Origin of the sequence: Oceanobacter kriegii DSM 6294 (assembly GCF_000422845.1) — a bacterium.
GTDB classification, from domain to species: Bacteria; Pseudomonadota; Gammaproteobacteria; order Pseudomonadales; family Oceanobacteraceae; genus Oceanobacter; species Oceanobacter kriegii.
On the sequence record NZ_AUGV01000003.1, the window covers coordinates 325549 to 342760 of the forward strand.

Genomic DNA, 17212 nt, shown 5'->3' on the forward strand with positions numbered 1-17212 from the left:
TCCCTTTCCCGAGCCACTGTGTGTGGTCGTTCTCAGTTCTGGATTCGTGTTTACGGAGTTGTCGCGATGAAATCTCTACGTATTGGTCTGCTGATCAGCACTGTGCTGGCCGGTTTATTGCCGCTTGGCGCTCATGCCTTGAGCGAGTTTGAAGCGATGGATATGGCTGCCAGTCAGCGCATGTTGAGCCAGCGTATGATGAAGAATTACCTCTTGTATGGCGCTGGTGTGCGGGAAGACAAGGCCAATGCCGAGCGGATGGAGTCGGTCGAGCTGTTTCAGAAGCAGTTGAAGGAGCTTAAGGGTTACGCCGAATCGCATTCGCTGGAGTCCGACTGGCTGGCCGTGGACGATGTCTGGATGGCGTTTCAGCCGGAGGCCATGTCGGCAATGACGTCGCGGGAGGCCGCTGCGGAGCTGTTACCGCTTAGCCAGCAGTTGCTGACGGCGTCTCATGCGTTGGCGCAGGCGATTGAGAAGGAGTCGGGTCATCACGTCGCCGATATCGTTAATTTGTCGGGCCGCCAGAGCATGTTGTCGCAGCGTATCGCCAAGGCTTACAGCGCCATCTATTGGGGGGTCGACCGCGATAATCAGGCGGCAGAATTGCAGCAGTCGGCGGAAGAATTTCTTAAAACGCTGGATGAGCTGAAAGCGTCGCCATTGAACACCGCCGAGATCAGCAAGGAGTTGGACTCGGTGTCGGTGTACTGGCGTTTTGCGTCTCCGGGTCTGGACCTGAGTGCTGGTAAGGAGCCGGTACCGGCCAACATCAATACCACCATGGAAAGCATTCTGAAGAAGATGGACAGCATCACCGGCATGTACACCAGCGTGGCGGATTAAGGTGTTTGCGGCGAGGTTACATCCGTCGGCTTGTGGTGATTGACCTTATAGTGACTTGAAGGTTTAGCATGCTCCTGTCAATGATCGGGAATCCCCGAAGGAGTGTGTTATGTCCGGTTGCTGTGGGCCGTCGGCCGAAGACCAAAGCCAAAGAACCTTGTTATGGACGGTGTTGGTGCTGAATGCGGCCATGTTTGTGGTCGAGTTTGGCGCTGGCTGGATGGCCCGCTCGAGTGGCCTGATGGCCGATTCGCTCGATATGCTGGCCGATGCACTGGTGTACGGCTTGAGCCTGTATGCGGTGGGGCGCGGCGTGACTGAAAAGGCCCGCGCGGCGCTGCTGAATGGCTCGTTGCAGATGGTTCTGGGTGTGGGGGTGTTGGTGCATGTGGGCTGGCGCATCAGTCAGGGCAGCACACCGGAAGCCGATACCATGGGCTGGATTGCAGCGCTGGCGCTGGTGGTGAATGCCGCGTGTTTTGGTTTGTTGTTCAGCCGCCGTTCTGGCGACATTAATCTGCGTGCCAGCTGGATTTGCTCCCGTAACGATATGATCGCCAATGTCGGTGTGCTGGTGGCGGCCGGACTGGTGGTGTGGTTTGAATCGCCATGGCCGGACTGGCTGATCGCCACGCTGGTGGCGCTGATTATTATTCATTCTGCCTGGGGCATTTTGCGTGATGCGCGGGCCAGCCTGGCAAGCGGGGCAGAGGTCAGTAGCAGCTGTTGTGCGCCGTCGGCTGCTGGCTCTTCGTGCAGTGCGTCGGCCGGGCCTGTGGCGAAGGCAGAGAGTGCTTGTTGTGGTGGCAAATCGGCTTGATGGGCACAAGTGCCCATCCTATGCGTTGTGAATATATTCAAGACAGGCGCGTTGAACAGGCTGGCGTTTATTCGCTGGCCTGATTGAGCATTTCCAGCGCGTACGCCAGCCGCTCGGTGACGCAATCCATTTCCAGGATCTGTTGTTGGGTTTCGGCGCCAAACGACAGCACACCAAACAGCTCGAAGCTGAATTCCATCGGGGTTTTAGTGGCCCACAGTTCAATCGGCATGGCTTCTTGCAATGCTGGTTCGTTTTGCGCCAGCGCCTGTAGTCGTTTCAGAATTTTCTCGTGCAGCTGTTCCGCCAGTTGCTGTTCTTCGTCGTCCAGTACCCGGTCTTCAAAGGGTTCGCACTCAAACACCATAAACGGCAGGGTCTGCTTTTCGGCGATGGCTTTGAAGCGTTGTTCAATGTGCACGTTGAGGTACAGGCGGCCGTCGTCGGTGGTTTCCAGCAATTCGCAGCGGCCAGCAGAAAACACCGGGTAGGGCTTGTAGGTGGCCTGATTGGAGCGCAACGCAGCTTTCAGATTGTCATTGGGCTTGCCAAGGCTGACCAGTTTTTCGGTGTGGCAAATGGCGACCAGTGCGTCGTTGTCGAGGCAGTGCTGGATCATCTGACGGTAGCGCGGCTCAAACACGTGCAGCGGGAATACGGTGCCGGGGAAGGTCACGCAGTCCGGAATCGGGAACATGCAGATGTCAGTCATGGGGAACCTCGGCGAATGAAAACAGATGAATCGCTGGCAGCAGGGGACTCATCACTATAGACAGCGGCTGGGCTGCCGACAAATCCCGCGTAGCTGTCAGACTTGCGGTACGAAGGGCGGTCAGGTTCGTGGTAATCGCTTCGGTAATGACTCAGTCGTCCTTGTCGTAACCTTCGGCCAGGTGCTTGTCCTTTAATTTCACGTAGTTACCGGCACCGTAGGTGAAGAAGCTGCGTTCCTTGTCGGTAATCTCGCGCACCGGTTTGGCCGGGGTGCCCATGTAAACCCAGCCGCTTTTCAGTACCTTGCCTGGCGTCACGGTTGCTCCGGCACCAACAATGACTTCGTCTTCAACCACCGCACCGTCCATGATCATCGACTTCATGCCTACCAGAACACGGCTGCCAATGGTGCAGCCGTGCAGCATGGCCTGATGGCCAATGGTGACGTCGTCGCCAATGATCAGTGGGTAGCCGCCGGGGTTGTAGTCGGACGCGTGGGTAATGTGCAGCACGGCACCGTCTTGCACGCTGGTGCGGGCACCAATGCGAACCTTGTGCATATCGCCACGAATCACCGCCAATGGCCACACCGAGCTGTCGTCGCCCAGTTCCACATCGCCAATGACCACTGCACTGCAATCGACAAAGGCGCGCTCGCCCAATTTTGGGGTGTGTTGCTGGTAAGGGCGTACGCTTTTGCTCATGGAAACTCCGTCATCGTCGCGGCTGATGATTGTTATTGGCAGGGCTGATAACAGCCATGGTATGGGTGTAGGTGTGGCTCTTTGTTGTTGCACTGTGCCGCCGGATGGCCTTGAACGCAAGGTTCATGGGCGTTGTTGATACCGCTTGAGCTGATAGCGCAGCGCCCCTGACAGCGCTGCCAGACCGATACACCAGTGCAACGGTCTGTTACCAAAATGGCCCCTGAAAATCCCACTCGCAAGGCCCATATAGTGTCGGTACATACATGCCCTGGAGATCGATCATGTCGAACACCGAATCCCTGTTTACGCCGGTTAATGCCGGTTCTATTGCCATGGCCAACCGCTTTGCCATGGCGCCGCTGACCCGTGCCCGTGCCGAAGGCCATCTTCCGAACGCGCTGATGGCCGAGTATTACAGCCAGCGTGCCAGCACCGGTTTGGTGATCACCGAATGCTCCATGGTCAGCCCGGAAACCTCGGCGTTTGGTAACGACCCGGGTATCTACTCCGACGAACAAGTGGCGGCCTGGAAGCAGGTAACCGACGCAGTACACGCCAAGGGCGGCAAAATTGTGATTCAAATCTGGCACGCCGGTCGTGCAGCGCATCCGCTGCTAAACGGTGGTAAGGAAGCGGTATCGTCTTCGGCCATTGCCATTAACGACGAAACCCACACCCCGGAAGGCAAAAAGCCATACACCAAGCCACGGGCGCTTACCAAAGAAGAAATTGCCGCCATTGTGGAAGATTTCCGTAAGGCCGCGGCCAACGCCATCAAGGCCGGTTTTGACGGTGTTGAAGTACACGGTGCCAATGGCTACCTGATTGACCAGTTCCTGCGTGAAAGTGCTAACACCCGTTCGGATGAGTACGGCGGCCCGATTGAAAACCGTGCCCGTTTCCTGTTTGAGGTACTAACGGCCGTTACCGAAGAAATTGGTGCCGATAAGGTTGGCCTGCGTTTGTCGCCACTGAACAGCTTCCAGGATATGAAAACCGAAGACCCCGTGGGCTGGACGGCCTGGTTGGCGAAAGAACTGAATCGCTTTGATCTGGCTTACCTGCACATCATGCGAGCGGATTTCTTCGGTGTGCAAAAAGCCGATGTGGTGACGCCAGCGCGGGAAAACTACAAGGGCCACTTGATGGTGAACATGGGTTACAGCGCCGAAGAAGCGGCTCAGGCCATTACCGACAAGCAAGCCGACTCTGTTGCCTTTGGTGTGCCGGTACTGGCTAACCCGGACTTCCCGGAGCGTGTGAAAGCCGGTGCGGCATTGAACGAGCCAAACCAGAACACTTTCTATACCCCGGGTGCCGAGGGTTATACCGACTATCCGTTTCTGGATGCCTGATTTGCTGGCGCGCTAGCGCCAGCATCGTTTTAAAAAACCGGATGTTCCACATGGAACATCCGGTTTTTTTATGGGTGCGGCTCGTGGTTATTAGCGATGAGAATTTCTGGTTATGAGAATTTCTGGCCGCGAATGGTTTGCTGGTCTGGCGCTACATCCAGAGGGCGTTGCTGGCGGCGTGGCGTTTGGCCAGCTCAATGGGCAGGTCGTAGCAGTCTGCCAACAGTTGGGCGTCGGTGAGCCCCCTGCTGTCCCCGTGGTACATCACTGCGCCGTTTTTCAGCAGCACAACGGTGTCGGCCCAGCTGGCGGCAAGGGCGACGTCGTGCATCACGGCGATCACGCCAACACCGGATGTGGCGAATCGGTTTACCGCGTCCATGATGCTGTGCTGGTGGGCTGGGTCGAGGGCCGAGGTGCACTCGTCCAGCAGTAACAGATGGTTGTCGGTGGCGTTTTCCAGCGCTTGCCAGATTTGCACCAGTACCCGGGCCAGTTGCACGCGTTGTTGCTCACCACCGGACAGGCTGGGATAGCGACGGTCGCGCAGGTGCCAGCATTCGGTCAGTTGCATGGCCCGTTCCTGCCAGTGACGGGTAACGATTTCATCGGTAAAGGGCGTGCGGCCAAGGGCTACTACTTCGCTGACCCGGAACGGGAACATCATTTCAGCATGTTGCGGCATCACCGCAATGCGACGGGCGCGGTGATTGCCGTTCAGCGCTGTCAGCGGTTGCTGGTCGAAATGAATGTGGCCAGCGTAGTCGCGGATATCACCGGCCAGACATTTCAGCAGGGTCGATTTGCCCGCGCCGTTGGGGCCAAGAATGGCCAGTTTCTCGCCACAGCCCAGCGTCAGCCGGGTAGGGTGCAGCAGTTGTTTGCCATGGCGTTCTACTGCCACGCCGTCGAGCGTCAGCAGCTCGGCTTGTTCTACTGGGCGGGACACAGGTTCGATTTGGATAACGTCAGACATGATGACCCTCTGTTAGCCCATACGGCCACGGACTTGATGCAGCAGCATCGACAGGAAGAGTGGGCCGCCAATCAAGGCCATCAACAAGCCGACTGGCAAGTCTTGCGGGGCAATAACGTTGCGGGCCAGGGTATCGGCTACCAACAGCAGCAGACCGCCCGCCAGCGCCGACATTGGCAGCAACAGGCGATGATCCGGACCGATGATCAGGCGCAGCAAGTGCGGCACGACCAAGCCGATAAAACCAATAATGCCTGCCACCGCCACACCGGCACCGACCATCAGTGCGGCGGCGGCCAGCAGCCAGCGTTTGCAGCGTTGTACATCGAGGCCCAGATGGCCAGCCACTTGTTCACCCAGCAGCATGGCGTTCAGCGCACGGCCGTAACGCAGGCACAGCAGCACGGGCAACAGGATAAACAGGCTCATGGCCATCACTTCCGGCCAGCGGCCGTAAGCCAGACTGCCCATCGACCAGAAGGTCATGCTGCGCAGTTGCTGGTCGTCGGCCAGATAGGTCAGCACGCCGGTCGCCGCGCCGGTTAATACGTTGATGGCGACCCCGGCCAGCAACAGCATGGCGACCTGGGTTTCACCGCGCCAGGTGCCGAGCCGATACATCACCCAGGTGACCAGCAAGCCGCCACCAAAAGCGGCCAATGGCAGTGCCAATGGACCGGTCAGATCGGCCCAGAAAAACAGGATCGAATCCGACAGCACAATCACCGCCACCGCTGCCAATGCGGCACCGCTGGCAACTCCAATCAGGCCGGGGTCGGCCAATGGATTGCGGAACACGCCCTGGGTGACCACACCCGCCACCGCCAAACCGGCACCGACCAACAGCGCCAGTAACACTCTGGGTAAACGCAGCTCGCGCACAACCCAGTCGTTGGAACCGGCAATGGCATCACCGTGCAGCAACGACCACAACGAATCGAACACCTGTGAGGGACTGATTGCCACCGGCCCCCAGCACAGCGCAATCACGACTCCTGCGCCAAGGCCACTCAGCAACAGCAACCACAACAGCCGCTGGCGGTTCACAATAGGTGTGCTGCTGTCTGAGGTGCTGCTGTTGCTGTCGTTGTTGTCCGTCGTGTTGCTACGAACAGAATCGGCTGAGGCGGTGGTCATGGCACAGATTACTCGGCGGTAGCCGTTTCAGATGGCAGGGACTGTGGATACCAGATCAGATCCACCAGCTGGTCTATCGCTTGCGGCAGGCGTGGGCCAAAGCCCAGTGTCAGACTGACGTCCACCGCGTGAATGCGCTGTTGCTGCATCGCCGGTGTCATCGCCAGTGTTTCACTGACCTGATCCGCTGCGCCCGGTTGGGTATGGCCAACAATCACCACCTCCGGTGCCGCCTGAATTGCGCCTTCGGGGCTGATGGGCTTGTAGCCCGGGTAGTCCACCGCGTTACGGGTATGCAGCATTTGCAGCATGGCTTCGGCCTGGGTGCCGTGACCGGCGGCCATCAAACCCCGGTTGCCAGCGCCTAACAGGAACAGCGTCGCCGGTGCTGGCTGGTCCGGAATACGGGCCAGTGCCTTGCGGACTTGCTGTTCAATTTGCTGTTTCAGGGCGTTGCCCGTGGCGGGTTGGCCCAGAGCTTTGGCGACCACGTCGACCTTGTTCAGCACACCTTCCAGACTGTAGTCCTTGCGGGTGCGCACAATGGTCACACCGGCGGCTTGCAGCTGTTCAAACACGCTGGCCGGGCCGGCGTCTTCGGTGGTCAGAATCAGATCCGGTTGCAGCGACAGGATGCCCTCTACCGACAGCTGACGCATGTAACCTACCTGCGGCAGTTGCTGGGCTTCGACCGGGTAACGGCTGGTGGTATCAACGCCCACCAGCTGTTGTTGCTGGCCCAGTGCATAAACGATTTCGGTGATCGAGCCGTCAATACTGACGACCCGTTGGCCCTGCTCCGGGGTGGCAGCATCGGCTTTGGGGGCGGCCAGTAATACGGCCAACCCCAACAGCAAGATGGCTGCTCCCAGCAGTTTTTTCAGATTCATGGTGTCGGCACTCACGCGGTTTGCTCCTGCGGGATGTCCAGCTTGTGCAGGCTGGCAATGCTTTGCAGCAAGGTGCGCCATTCACTGCGTTCCGGCTGGCCGTTTTCGCGCTGACCAAACAGCATGGCCAGTTGTTGGCCATTACGGTCGAACACTTCCAGCGAGCTGATGATGCCGTCGCTGGTGGGTTTGCGTACCAGCCAGGCAGAGCCAATCTGGTCGGTGCTGGCGTGCAGGTTGAAACCGTCATCCAGTACGTTGAACCACGGGCCCAAACGCTTGAGGTTGTGAACCGGGCCGGTGTGGATCTGGATGCAGCCCTTGTTGCCAACAAACACCATGATTGGCATTTGGGTTTCGCGGGCGCTTTCCAGCGCCTGCTCAAAGGCTTCCGTGGCCAGTGGCATGGCAAATTCGTTGCCGATGGCCTCGTAGGCCGGTACGCGATTGAGGTTGTGCTTTTTCAGCATGGCCTGGAAGTGGTGCACATCCTTGAGTGCTTTCCAGTCCTGATTGAGGGCGTCGGCGTCCAGCTCTACCGGCGCGCCCAGCAGCGATTCTTCCACCACGGCGGTGGTGTTCAGTTCGGCGCTTTGGTCGGCGGCGAGGAACTCGCTCACCAGTTGCTGCCAAACGTTCAGGTCGCTGCCGTCACGGGCGTAAACCTTGTGAACGGCGGTGCCGCTGGCGTCAAAGAATTGCAGGCTGCGACGCAGGCCATGAGGCGTCTGGTTTTCCACTTCAAAACCAAACACGAAGTGGTTCAGAAACAGACGCAGGTCGATGGTGCCCAGTGCCAGACCCATTTGGCGCTCGGCCGGGCCGTGCAGGGTCAGGTCTTTGAACTGACCGGTTTTCTCGTGAACCATGGCGGCGTTGCGGGTCAGCACCATGACTTCGCCAACCTGGTCCAGCTGCTTCAGCAAGGGGCCAAACGGCCCTTGCAGACGACGCACGGTTTGCTGCTGGAACTCGCCACCATTGAGTTGGCTGGCCAGCAGTTCGGCTTCGCTGGTGTCCAGCAATTCGGCGGCATCACGAATACGCAGTTTCGGCTGGTCTTCGACCAGCCGTTGCCACGCTTCTGCCAACGGCAGTGATTTGAAATCGAGTGGCGTGGTCATGCTTATTCCTCGGTGGCCAGGGTGCGGAAGCGGATTTCCGGGCTGCCGGAGTCGCCCAGGCTGTAGTAGTCAGACACTTGCAGGGCAATTTGGGCGCTGCTTTCGTCGCTGCTGTCGAGGTCAATCAGGTAGGTACGGAAGTTTGGCCACAGCTTGTGTGCGCCTTCCAGGTTGTAGGCGTACCAGCTTTGTTCGGCAAACAGGCCAGTGCTGCTGTCGGTGCTGTAGTGGCTGGAAATGTCGTAGCCGTTAACGTTGGTTGCACTGGTGTAGTCGGCCAGGTCTGTGCTGCTGATCGGGCCAAACACGGCGGCATTGCCAGAGCCGTATACGCCGCCGTTGGTCCAGATGTTAACGGCGCGGTTGGCGGCGTCGTACTGGTACATCCATTCCCAATCCTCATTGCTGTCACAGTCGACGGCGGCTGCGGTATCCAGATCCAGACAGATCAGGGTAGCGTCGGAGCTGCTGGCGTCATCGGCAAAGGTGGCGCTGAAAGTAACTTCGGTTTCGGCGAACTGAACGGTGTCAGCGGCCTGGGTGACGTAGCTCAGGCTGATGCCGGAAGAGCTGACTTCGGTAATGAACACCTTGCTGTAGGTTGCCGCATCGGCATGACGCAGCAGGTAGCCAACGCTGGTATCGGCGCTGATGGTGTGGGTAGTGAAGTCGTAGCTGTACCAGTCGGTAGTGGCTGGTTCGTTGGCGTCAGCCTGGTAGGTCAGAGTGCTGGTGTCGTAGGCAACGCTCAGGGCTTCGGCTTCGATATCGGCATCGGCATTCAGGAACACGGAGGCGTTGGCTGCGTCTTCGTCGTCATAGAACTCGTCCTGGGCGTCAGCAACGGCTGCTTGTACGGAGCCCGGGCCAGAATCACCACCGTTCAGCATGATGGCGGTACGACGCAGGGCGATATCCCACTCTGTTGATGCTGCCGCTTCTTCAGCGGTCAGTGTCAGCACGGCGCCGGATTCCAGGTCAACGTACTGCCAGTCGGTGTAGCTGGCGGCATTCACTTGCAACGTGGTGTAGGCGGCAACGTCACTGTCGTTATCGCTGCTGTCGTCTGAATCGCTGTCGGAACCACAGCCAGTTAGGGCCACGGCGGCCATCATGGCCATCAGTAATGCGTTGGGTTTGGAGGTGATGTTCATTGCTTGGGCTCCTGTTCTCTGTATAGGTAATTCGTTGTTGTGTGCTGCTTTTTTTTAGAATCGGAAGTCGAAACCGGCGTAGATGTAACGGCCTTCGGTGGGTCGACGGTCGTAGTTGTCATCGCCGCTGCGGACGCTATCCGTGAGGTTCTTGATGCCGCCGAACCAGCGTTGGTCAAAGCCGTACCAGTCGCTGCTGAGGCTGGCGGTGAGGTCCCAGCGCCAGTAGGCCGGTGAGGTTTCCAGCGCCGTTTCGGTGACGGATGAGTAGAAGCTGCCTTCGTATTCACCCATCAGGTTGAGGTTGATGTTGTCGCTGGCGTCCCACAGCCAGATCAGCTTGGCGTGATGTTTGGCGCGGTTCGGCAGCGGTAAATCACTGCCGAGGTCGCGGGCGTCGAGGTAGCTGAAGGACACCCGCTGCTGCAAGTCGCGGTTGATTTGCCATTGGCTCGACAGCTCATAGCCGCGAGTGCGGGCCTCTTCGATGTTGCCGTAGCTGTAGATGGTGGCGCCGGTTGAGGGATCGATGGTGCCGGTGTTTTCGGTCTCAATCAGGTCGCCGATGCGGTTCTGGAATACCGACATTTCGACATGCCAGCTGTGCTTGTTGGTGACCAGTACCGATGCCTGGGTGCTGACAGAACGCTCTGGCTCCAGATCCGGGTTGCCTTCGACGATGTAGCCATAAATGCTGTGGTCAAAGGTGTAGTGGCGTTCCTTGAGGTTGCCGACCCGGTAGCCTGCTCCCCAGCTTTGGCGAGTTTGCAGCTGCCAGTCGCCGCCCATTGACCAGTTTTGACGGGCACTCAGGGTAGGGGCCAGATGGCTGCCAAAGTCGCTGTCGTATTGCGCCCGCAAGCCCACTCCGATGGTGAAGTCAGCGGCGCCGGAATCCGGATTTTTTGGCCCCAGGCCGAGCGTCGCCTGGCTGAACACATCGGTGCTGTTGCGCTTGCCACCGACCTCGACTGAGCGCATCTCCAGCAGACCATCGCCAATGTCGGTGTAAGTAATGCTGTCGGTAACAACAACGCCGTCGGAGGCATCGTCGGTATCGGTTTCATAATCCTGCAGGTCGCCCAGCTTTAACTGGCGTTTGTGCTGTTTGATGTCTTCACGAAAGTGCTCGATGCCTGCCACCAGTTGCAGCGTTGGTCCGTTCGCCAGCGACAGCAGGTCGCCGGCGGAAGCCCACTCGGCACTGACTTTTTGCTGGCGATAGTGAGCCTTACGTTGCAAGCGGCCGGCGTCGATGTTGCTGTCGGTGTTTTCTTGCAGGGTGGCGTCGTACTGCTGCTGGGCCATGGCCGTCAGGCCAAAGCGGCCGTTGGCGCTGTTCTGGTAAGCCGACAGATTAATGCCGCGGCGCACCAGATCTTCGTATTTGTTGGTGGTTTCGCTCAGACGTTGTTGCAGGTCTTCCAGATAGTGGCTGACACCGACATTGACGCCGCCACTATTGGCATCGCTGGTATTCCAGTGATAGCCCAGCTGTGCGTTGGAGTTGGTTTTGCTGCCGTCGAAACCGTTGGAGGCATAGCTATCGGGGTTAAGGTCAACTTCTGAAGAATCCCGACGGTCGATGCTGACCTGACCACTCCAGGCCTCTGAATTGAGTCCGGCGCTGACCAGATAGTGGCGTTGTGGTGCCAGGCTATCGCTGAGTTCGTCGTCGCCGTAGCTGCCGGCTTCGCTCAGCAAGCGCAGCTGACTGGGCTGCTGGCGGGTGATGACGTTCACCACACCGCCCATGGCGGCACTGCCATACAGCGAAGAGGCCGCGCCAGGCACCACCTCAATGCGTTCAACGTCCAGTGCGGTCAGCTGGGTGACGTCGACGGTAGAGCCGGTGGTCGCAGATACTGGCTGGCCGTTGACCAGCACCAGCACGCGGTCGCCATTGAAGCCTTGCAGATGCACTTCCTTGCCGGTGCGGCCGTGAATCTCTCGCAGCTGAATGCCCGGCACCAGTCGCAGGGCGTCAGCCAGATCGCGGCTTTGCAGACGTTCGATGTCTTCGCCTTCCAGTACCTGGGTACGCATGGTGGTGTTGGCCAGTGGTTCCAGCGTGCGGCTGGCGGTGACGACCATAGGTTGCAGCATCATCGGGCTGTCGTCGGTTTCGTCGCTGCTGTAATCAGCGGTTTGCGAGGCGGGCACCGCGGCAGCAAGGGCGGATGGTGCCCCGACAGCACAGCTTAAACCGGTGATGGATGACAAAAGAACCAAACGACGCCAGTATCGCACAGCATACTCCGACAATAACGAGAATCGTTATTATTTGAAGTGTTTTTTAGCGTTTCGTCAACGATAATTGTTCGTATTTACATTATAGGGACAGATCGTTCTGTAATCGAAACAACCACCCAGATACCCCTCAAACAACCTTTCGAATAACCCAGGAAACAACCTCAACAGAGTGTCTTGCTATCTCCCGGTTGACCGCCTGACGGGGCTTCGGAATCATGGTGTAAAACGGGATTTGGGAGGGCACCATGGCGCGTTTGTTGGCAGGCAAAACACGGGATCTGGATGGCATCAGCGTGACGCGCATTTTGCCGCATGGGCAAAAACGCATGGTGGGGCCGTTTGTCTTCTTCGACCGCATGGGCCCGGTGACCTTTGAAGCGGGTACTGGCCTGAACGTGAAACCACACCCGCACATTGGCTTGTCGACCATCACCTACCTGCTGCAAGGCTCGATTCTTCATCGCGACAGCCTGGGCAACGAACTGGAAATCCTGCCGGGAGAGGTGAACTGGATGGTGGCCGGCAAGGGCATTGTGCATTCCGAGCGCGAAACCGAAGCGGTGCGTGGTGTCAGGCACCAGCTGAATGGCATTCAGGCCTGGGTGGCGTTACCGGCACAACAGGCCGACTGCGAGCCCGCCTTTGACCACTACCGCCGTGATCAACTGCCAGCCGTAGTGCTGGACGGGGTCAACGGTATCCTGATTGCCGGTGTTGCTTATGGCCAGACCTCACCGGTGAACACCCACAGCCCGATGTGTTACCTCGACCTGACCCTGCAAACCGGCGCCTTGCTGCAAGCCCCGACAGAAGCGCAAGAGTGCGCGGTGTATGTGCTCGAAGGCCGGATCATGGTGGCCGACGAACTGTTTTGTGACGGCGACTTTTTGCTGCTGGACACCGAAGACATGGTGACTGCGCTGCAACACAGCCGAATCCTGATGCTGGGCGGCGACCACTGGCCAACGATTCCACGGATTAACTGGAATTTTGTCTCGTTCGACTGGAGTCGAATAGAACAGGCCCGGGATGATTGGCAGCAGCAGCGTTTTGCCACGATTCCGGGCGATGATCAGGAATACACACCGCTGCCTTGAGCCTATTTGTCTGAAGAGCTGTGGGAGAGAGCTGTGGGAGAGTGCGGCGGTAAAAAGCTGTGTGAAATAATTGTGTGAAATAGCTGTGGGAGAGGGCTTGCTCTCGAAACTATCGTAGCCATGCCAAGCCCCAAGCCCTGGAACAAACACGGACAGCCCTAGCATCGGGAATCAATTCCCTCCTACAGCGTTATCGCCTACCGGGTCCCTAGGCCGGTAAATTATCGTCTTCGTCGCTGTGTTCTTCTTGCTGCCGACGCTTGCGCTCTTTCACCACCTCCGACACCGCCTTGCTCGATACATACTCGGCTACCGGCATCACGGTGCGAGTGTCGTCTTCAAACGCTTCGTCGGTATCGAGTTCATCGGCTTTTTGCATCGCCTTGTAGAGTGCTTCCTGCAGGTTGATCACCAGACCCCGGTAATGATCGTTAAAGCCTTTTTCACCGCCCTGATCGCGCCAGCTCAGGTACAGTTTTTCGCGGAAACGGGCTTCGGTCTTGTTGAACACCGCCTTGCGTTGTTCGGCGACGATATCGCTGTAACCCAGCATTCGTAGCGCCTGACTACCGGCTTCCAGTGCCGAATAGTAGGTTTCGGTGATCACAAAATCGGCACCTGCGTCCTGCAGTTTGTAGTGATGACCCCGGTCGAACGCCCGGGCGATGATTTTGACATGAGGGTAGCGGCGCTTCACAAAACGCACCAGATTGAGCACGTGCTTCTTCTCGTCGATGGCAATCACCAGCAGGCTGGCTTCGGCAATACCGGCGGTTTCCAGCAGGTCGGGCCGGGTGGCGTCGCCGTAATAGCCTTTGACGTTGATGCGGCGCATCAGCTCAATCTGACTGATCTTGTGGTCCAGCAAGACGGTATCAAAGCCATTGGACACCAGCAGACGATTCACCACCTGGCCGAAGCGGCCAACTCCGGCAATGATCACCGGACCATGATGCTCAATGGCATCGGCGTCGCGCTGATCGCCGCTGCGACTCAGGTTGGGAAACACCACCTTCTCCAGCAGGATAAACAGCGCCGGAGTCAGGAACATCGACAAGGCCACCACCAACGACAGCAGCTGCGATTGTTCGGCCGACAACACGTGCACACTGTAGGCATAAGTCAGCAGTACAAAGCCGAATTCACCGGCCTGGGCGAGGCTCATGGCAAACTGCCAGCGGTCGCCGGTTTTCAGCTTGAACAAGCGTGCCAGCGCCGCCAGCACCAGACCTTTGGCCAGCATCAGCGCCAGCGTCAGCCCAACAATGGTCAGCAGCTGCGAGGCCAGTAAGGCAAAGTCGACACCGGCCCCGACGGTGATAAAAAACAGCCCCAGCAGCAGCCCCTTGAACGGCTCCATATCGCTTTCAATTTCATGGCGAAACTCACTGCTGGCCAGCACCACACCGGCCAAAAAGGCCCCCAGTGCCGGTGACAGTCCTACCAGGTGCATCAGGGCTGCAATGCCAACCACCAACATCAGCGCGGTGGCGGTAAAAATCTCGCGGGCATGGGACTTGGCCACGTACCGAAACAGCGGCCGACTTAGAAAATGGCCACCCAGCACCACCGCAGCCACCGAGGCCAGTACCGCGAGGGTTTTGCCCCACATCGGCAGATGCGCCACCAGACTGAGGTCGTCACCGTGGCTGGCGGCGGCAGAGCCTGCCTGTTGCAGCTCGGGCAGCGCCAGCAATGGGAACAGCGCCAGCATCGGGATCACCGCGATGTCCTGAAACAACAACACCGAAAACGCGCTGGTGCCGCCATCGGTTTTGTTGAGGTTTTTCTCGTTAAGGGTCTGCAACACGATGGCGGTCGACGACAGCGACAAAATCATCCCCACCGCAACGGCGGTGGGCCATTGCAGCCCCAGCCAATGGGCTGCCACGGCAACCAGTGCGCTGGTCAGCACCACTTGCAGACCACCGAGGCCGAACAGCCGGTCGCGGATGCCCCACAAGGCTTTGGGCTGTAACTCCAGCCCCACCAGGAACAGCATCATCACCACACCAAACTCGGCAAAGTGCTGAATGGTGGTGGTTTCGCTGCCTACCAGCCCCAGTACCGGGCCGATCAGTACCCCGGCAATCAGATAGCCCAGCACCGAGCCAAGCCCAAGTTGCTTGGCCAGTGGCACCAGCACCACGGCAGCGGCCAGATAAATAAACGCCTGAATAAAGTATTCGGTCATGGAAGGTCCAGAGTGGCAGGTAGCAACAGCAGGGAGGCTGCCTTAAGGAAACAGCCCTAGGGAGACAGTATTTCACCGCAAACGTGCGCCGCAAAGGGAGAACAGCGGAACAATGCATCGCGAGTTTGTTAAAGGACGGGAGGGTGTCACAAGGCCGCTGGCGGATGAGAACGAATTGGCATTTTTGCCGCCTCGGTGTGGTCATTTTATCGCCATGGGTTTTCGATTTTTTCAGCGGTGATAATATCGTTGTAATTAACAATAAGATAAATAAAAAACACAACACAGAAGCACCGCGAAAGGAGCTCGCATGAACCCTCATCACATCCTGTTGAGTGCGTTATTGCTTGCCGCCAGCCAGTCTGGCAACACAGCAGAGCGCGACGATTACGACCTTGATAATGACGGCCTGATTGAAATTAACGACCTCGCCGACCTCGATCAGATTCGCCATGAATACGACGACAGCAGTGGCTGGCAAATGCTATATGGCCAAACCCTTTACGGCGTTTCCGATGGCTGTCCGGAAGCGGGCTGTCATGGTTATGAATTGGCCAACGATCTCAACTTCGACACCAACCTCAACGGCGAATTTGATGCCGACGATGCCTACTGGAACGAAGGTTTGGGGTTTGCGCCCATAGGCGACGGCTTTGCCATGAAGCTGGCGGCTGAATTTAACGGCAACGGCCACCGGATTCTGAATTTAACCATCAACCGCCCGGGTGAATCCTTCACTGGCCTGTTTTCCTACGCCGAAGAAGCCAACCTTCACGACCTGATCCTGCACGCTTCAATTCAAGGGGGCGACAACAGCGGGGCTTTGCTGGGCTATGGCTGGCGTACCCAGGTGAGCAATATTCAGGCGCAAGTCACCATGGATGGCGACGACAGCCGATATCTGGGCGGTTTGTTGGGCTTTATGGACGACAGTCCGGCCATCAGCAATCTGATAGTGGATGCCGATATTCGCAATGGTACTTACACCGGCGCGGTGGCGGGTGGCATGGGAACCGCCAGCGCCATTACCGCGGTGGCGGTGCGCACGACAGCTCAAAATGTTACCCAGGCCGGCGGCGTGGTTGGCTACAGCAACAACAGCCAGTTGCAGTGGGCCTACGCCGAAGTCGATATGACCGCCGCGCCGGCATGGGTGGACGGCAACATTGGCGGCACCCTCGGTGGTCTGATTGGCAACAGCAGTTATGACAGTATTCGTGATGTGCTGCTCACCGGAACGGTGGCGGCCGCCCCGGCGGTTGATCACTACGCTCGCATTGGCGGAGTGCTGGGTCAGGACAGTGATCCGGTGCTGAACTACGGAACGCAGCTTGAGCGGGTCATCAGCCTGGTGCGCGTGAACGACGAGCACAGCAATAACTTCACTGGTGCGCTGGTCGGCGAGGGCATTTATTTGAATCTGTCGGAAGCCTATTGGCCTTCCGACTTCAGTAACCGCTATGCCATCGGCAACGAACTGGCGGGTTACCGCGAGGTTGCCTCGACTGCCAGTCTGGCGGATATCCAGTGCGCAGATAACCAGCAAGATGGTTGCAACGGGCTGGTCTTTACGGGGTTTGCGACGTCTGGTGCCAGCGGCTACTGGAATTTTGGCAGCGACAGCGAAGCGCCCGTGATGACCGTCGCCGGCCACGATATGGGTGACAGCGATGGCGACGGCATCACGGATGTGTGGCCTGGGCTGGATCTCAGCTGGCCCGAGCCTGAACCCGAGCCAGAGCCAGGTTCGGAATCCGGCGGTTCATCCGGTGGCAGCGGCTGGTTGTTGTTACCGCTGTTACTGCCCATCTCACTGTTGGGGATGAGAGGTCGCCGTCGCCGTGCTGATTCAGCGGCTTGACCATTGCGGCGGTGAAAACCGCCGCGCTACTTGAAAACCCGCGATTCGGCCCAAATACTGTAGGGGACATGTTTTTAATTCTGA

14 protein-coding genes are annotated in these 17212 nt (G+C 58.3%); 5 read left to right on the top strand and 9 right to left on the bottom strand.

Annotation, left to right across the window (positions count from 1 at the left end; translation table 11 throughout):
* Positions 1–66: 66 nt before the first annotated feature.
* Positions 67–846: a type IV pili methyl-accepting chemotaxis transducer N-terminal domain-containing protein gene (locus G516_RS0101445; RefSeq protein ID WP_028292144.1), complete on the top strand. Its 780-nt coding sequence runs from the start codon at positions 67–69 to the stop codon at positions 844–846.
* A 109-nt stretch (positions 847–955) separates the two neighbouring features.
* Positions 956–1666: a cation transporter gene (locus tag G516_RS0101450; protein ID WP_028292145.1), complete on the top strand. Its 711-nt coding sequence runs from the start codon at positions 956–958 to the stop codon at positions 1664–1666.
* A gap of 67 nt (positions 1667–1733) precedes the next feature.
* Here the strand turns inward: G516_RS0101450 and G516_RS0101455 are convergent, their stop codons facing one another.
* A complete protein-coding gene (locus G516_RS0101455; RefSeq protein ID WP_028292146.1) occupies positions 1734–2378 on the bottom strand; it encodes an LON peptidase substrate-binding domain-containing protein in 645 nt (214 codons plus the stop codon).
* Positions 2379–2529: 151 nt separating this feature from the next.
* Entirely contained in the window at positions 2530–3084 is a 555-nt protein-coding gene (locus G516_RS0101460; RefSeq protein ID WP_028292147.1) for a gamma carbonic anhydrase family protein, read from the bottom strand.
* Between the two features lie 284 nt (positions 3085–3368).
* Between G516_RS0101460 and G516_RS0101465 the strand changes: the two genes are divergently transcribed.
* Complete coding sequence (locus G516_RS0101465; RefSeq protein ID WP_028292148.1) at positions 3369–4442, top strand: alkene reductase; 1074 nt, start codon at positions 3369–3371, stop codon at positions 4440–4442.
* 151 nt (positions 4443–4593) lie between these two features.
* Here the strand turns inward: G516_RS0101465 and G516_RS20590 are convergent, their stop codons facing one another.
* Genes G516_RS20590 through G516_RS0101495 form a run of 6 tightly spaced genes read right to left on the bottom strand, consistent with a single transcriptional unit; the run spans position 4594 to position 11973 of the window.
* Positions 4594–5418, bottom strand: a complete 825-nt coding sequence (locus G516_RS20590; protein WP_051218820.1) for a heme ABC transporter ATP-binding protein — start codon at positions 5416–5418, stop codon at positions 4594–4596.
* Positions 5419–5430: 12 nt separating this feature from the next.
* Complete coding sequence (locus G516_RS20595; RefSeq protein WP_036533777.1) at positions 5431–6555, bottom strand: FecCD family ABC transporter permease; 1125 nt, start codon at positions 6553–6555, stop codon at positions 5431–5433.
* Between the two features lie 8 nt (positions 6556–6563).
* Complete coding sequence (locus G516_RS20600; RefSeq protein WP_051218821.1) at positions 6564–7460, bottom strand: heme/hemin ABC transporter substrate-binding protein; 897 nt, start codon at positions 7458–7460, stop codon at positions 6564–6566.
* Positions 7457–8569: a hemin-degrading factor gene (locus G516_RS0101485; protein WP_028292149.1), complete on the bottom strand. Its 1113-nt coding sequence runs from the start codon at positions 8567–8569 to the stop codon at positions 7457–7459. Before G516_RS0101485 ends, G516_RS20600 begins: the two co-directional genes overlap by 4 nt.
* 2 nt (positions 8570–8571) lie before the next feature.
* Positions 8572–9723: an HmuY family protein gene (locus G516_RS20605; RefSeq protein WP_051218822.1), complete on the bottom strand. Its 1152-nt coding sequence runs from the start codon at positions 9721–9723 to the stop codon at positions 8572–8574.
* Between the two features lie 54 nt (positions 9724–9777).
* Positions 9778–11973 (bottom strand): TonB-dependent receptor plug domain-containing protein, encoded by a 2196-nt coding sequence (locus G516_RS0101495; protein ID WP_156878917.1) that lies wholly within the window; start codon positions 11971–11973, stop codon positions 9778–9780.
* A 248-nt stretch (positions 11974–12221) separates the two neighbouring features.
* Between G516_RS0101495 and G516_RS0101500 the strand changes: the two genes are divergently transcribed.
* Positions 12222–13073, top strand: a complete 852-nt coding sequence (locus tag G516_RS0101500) for a pirin family protein (RefSeq protein WP_028292151.1) — start codon at positions 12222–12224, stop codon at positions 13071–13073.
* 208 nt (positions 13074–13281) lie between these two features.
* Here the strand turns inward: G516_RS0101500 and G516_RS20610 are convergent, their stop codons facing one another.
* Complete coding sequence (locus tag G516_RS20610) at positions 13282–15267, bottom strand: monovalent cation:proton antiporter-2 (CPA2) family protein (RefSeq protein WP_084644794.1); 1986 nt, start codon at positions 15265–15267, stop codon at positions 13282–13284.
* Positions 15268–15577: 310 nt separating this feature from the next.
* Here G516_RS20610 and G516_RS0101510 point away from each other — a divergent pair, with 310 nt between their 5' ends.
* Entirely contained in the window at positions 15578–17128 is a 1551-nt protein-coding gene (locus G516_RS0101510) for a hypothetical protein (RefSeq protein WP_028292152.1), read from the top strand.
* Positions 17129–17212: the final 84 nt, after the last annotated feature.

Coding starts and splice junctions, on each gene's coding strand:
- G516_RS20595 (WP_036533777.1), bottom strand. CDS start 6,555: ATGACCACCGCCTCAGCCGATTCTGTTCGTAGCAACACGACGGACAAC.
- G516_RS0101455 (WP_028292146.1), bottom strand. CDS start 2,378: ATGACTGACATCTGCATGTTCCCGATTCCGGACTGCGTGACCTTCCCC.
- G516_RS20590 (WP_051218820.1), bottom strand. CDS start 5,418: ATGTCTGACGTTATCCAAATCGAACCTGTGTCCCGCCCAGTAGAACAA.
- G516_RS20605 (WP_051218822.1), bottom strand. CDS start 9,723: ATGAACATCACCTCCAAACCCAACGCATTACTGATGGCCATGATGGCC.
- G516_RS0101500 (WP_028292151.1), top strand. CDS start 12,222: ATGGCGCGTTTGTTGGCAGGCAAAACACGGGATCTGGATGGCATCAGC.
- G516_RS0101460 (WP_028292147.1), bottom strand. CDS start 3,084: ATGAGCAAAAGCGTACGCCCTTACCAGCAACACACCCCAAAATTGGGC.
- G516_RS0101465 (WP_028292148.1), top strand. CDS start 3,369: ATGTCGAACACCGAATCCCTGTTTACGCCGGTTAATGCCGGTTCTATT.
- G516_RS0101510 (WP_028292152.1), top strand. CDS start 15,578: ATGAACCCTCATCACATCCTGTTGAGTGCGTTATTGCTTGCCGCCAGC.
- G516_RS20610 (WP_084644794.1), bottom strand. CDS start 15,267: ATGACCGAATACTTTATTCAGGCGTTTATTTATCTGGCCGCTGCCGTG.
- G516_RS0101445 (WP_028292144.1), top strand. CDS start 67: ATGAAATCTCTACGTATTGGTCTGCTGATCAGCACTGTGCTGGCCGGT.
- G516_RS0101450 (WP_028292145.1), top strand. CDS start 956: ATGTCCGGTTGCTGTGGGCCGTCGGCCGAAGACCAAAGCCAAAGAACC.
- G516_RS0101485 (WP_028292149.1), bottom strand. CDS start 8,569: ATGACCACGCCACTCGATTTCAAATCACTGCCGTTGGCAGAAGCGTGG.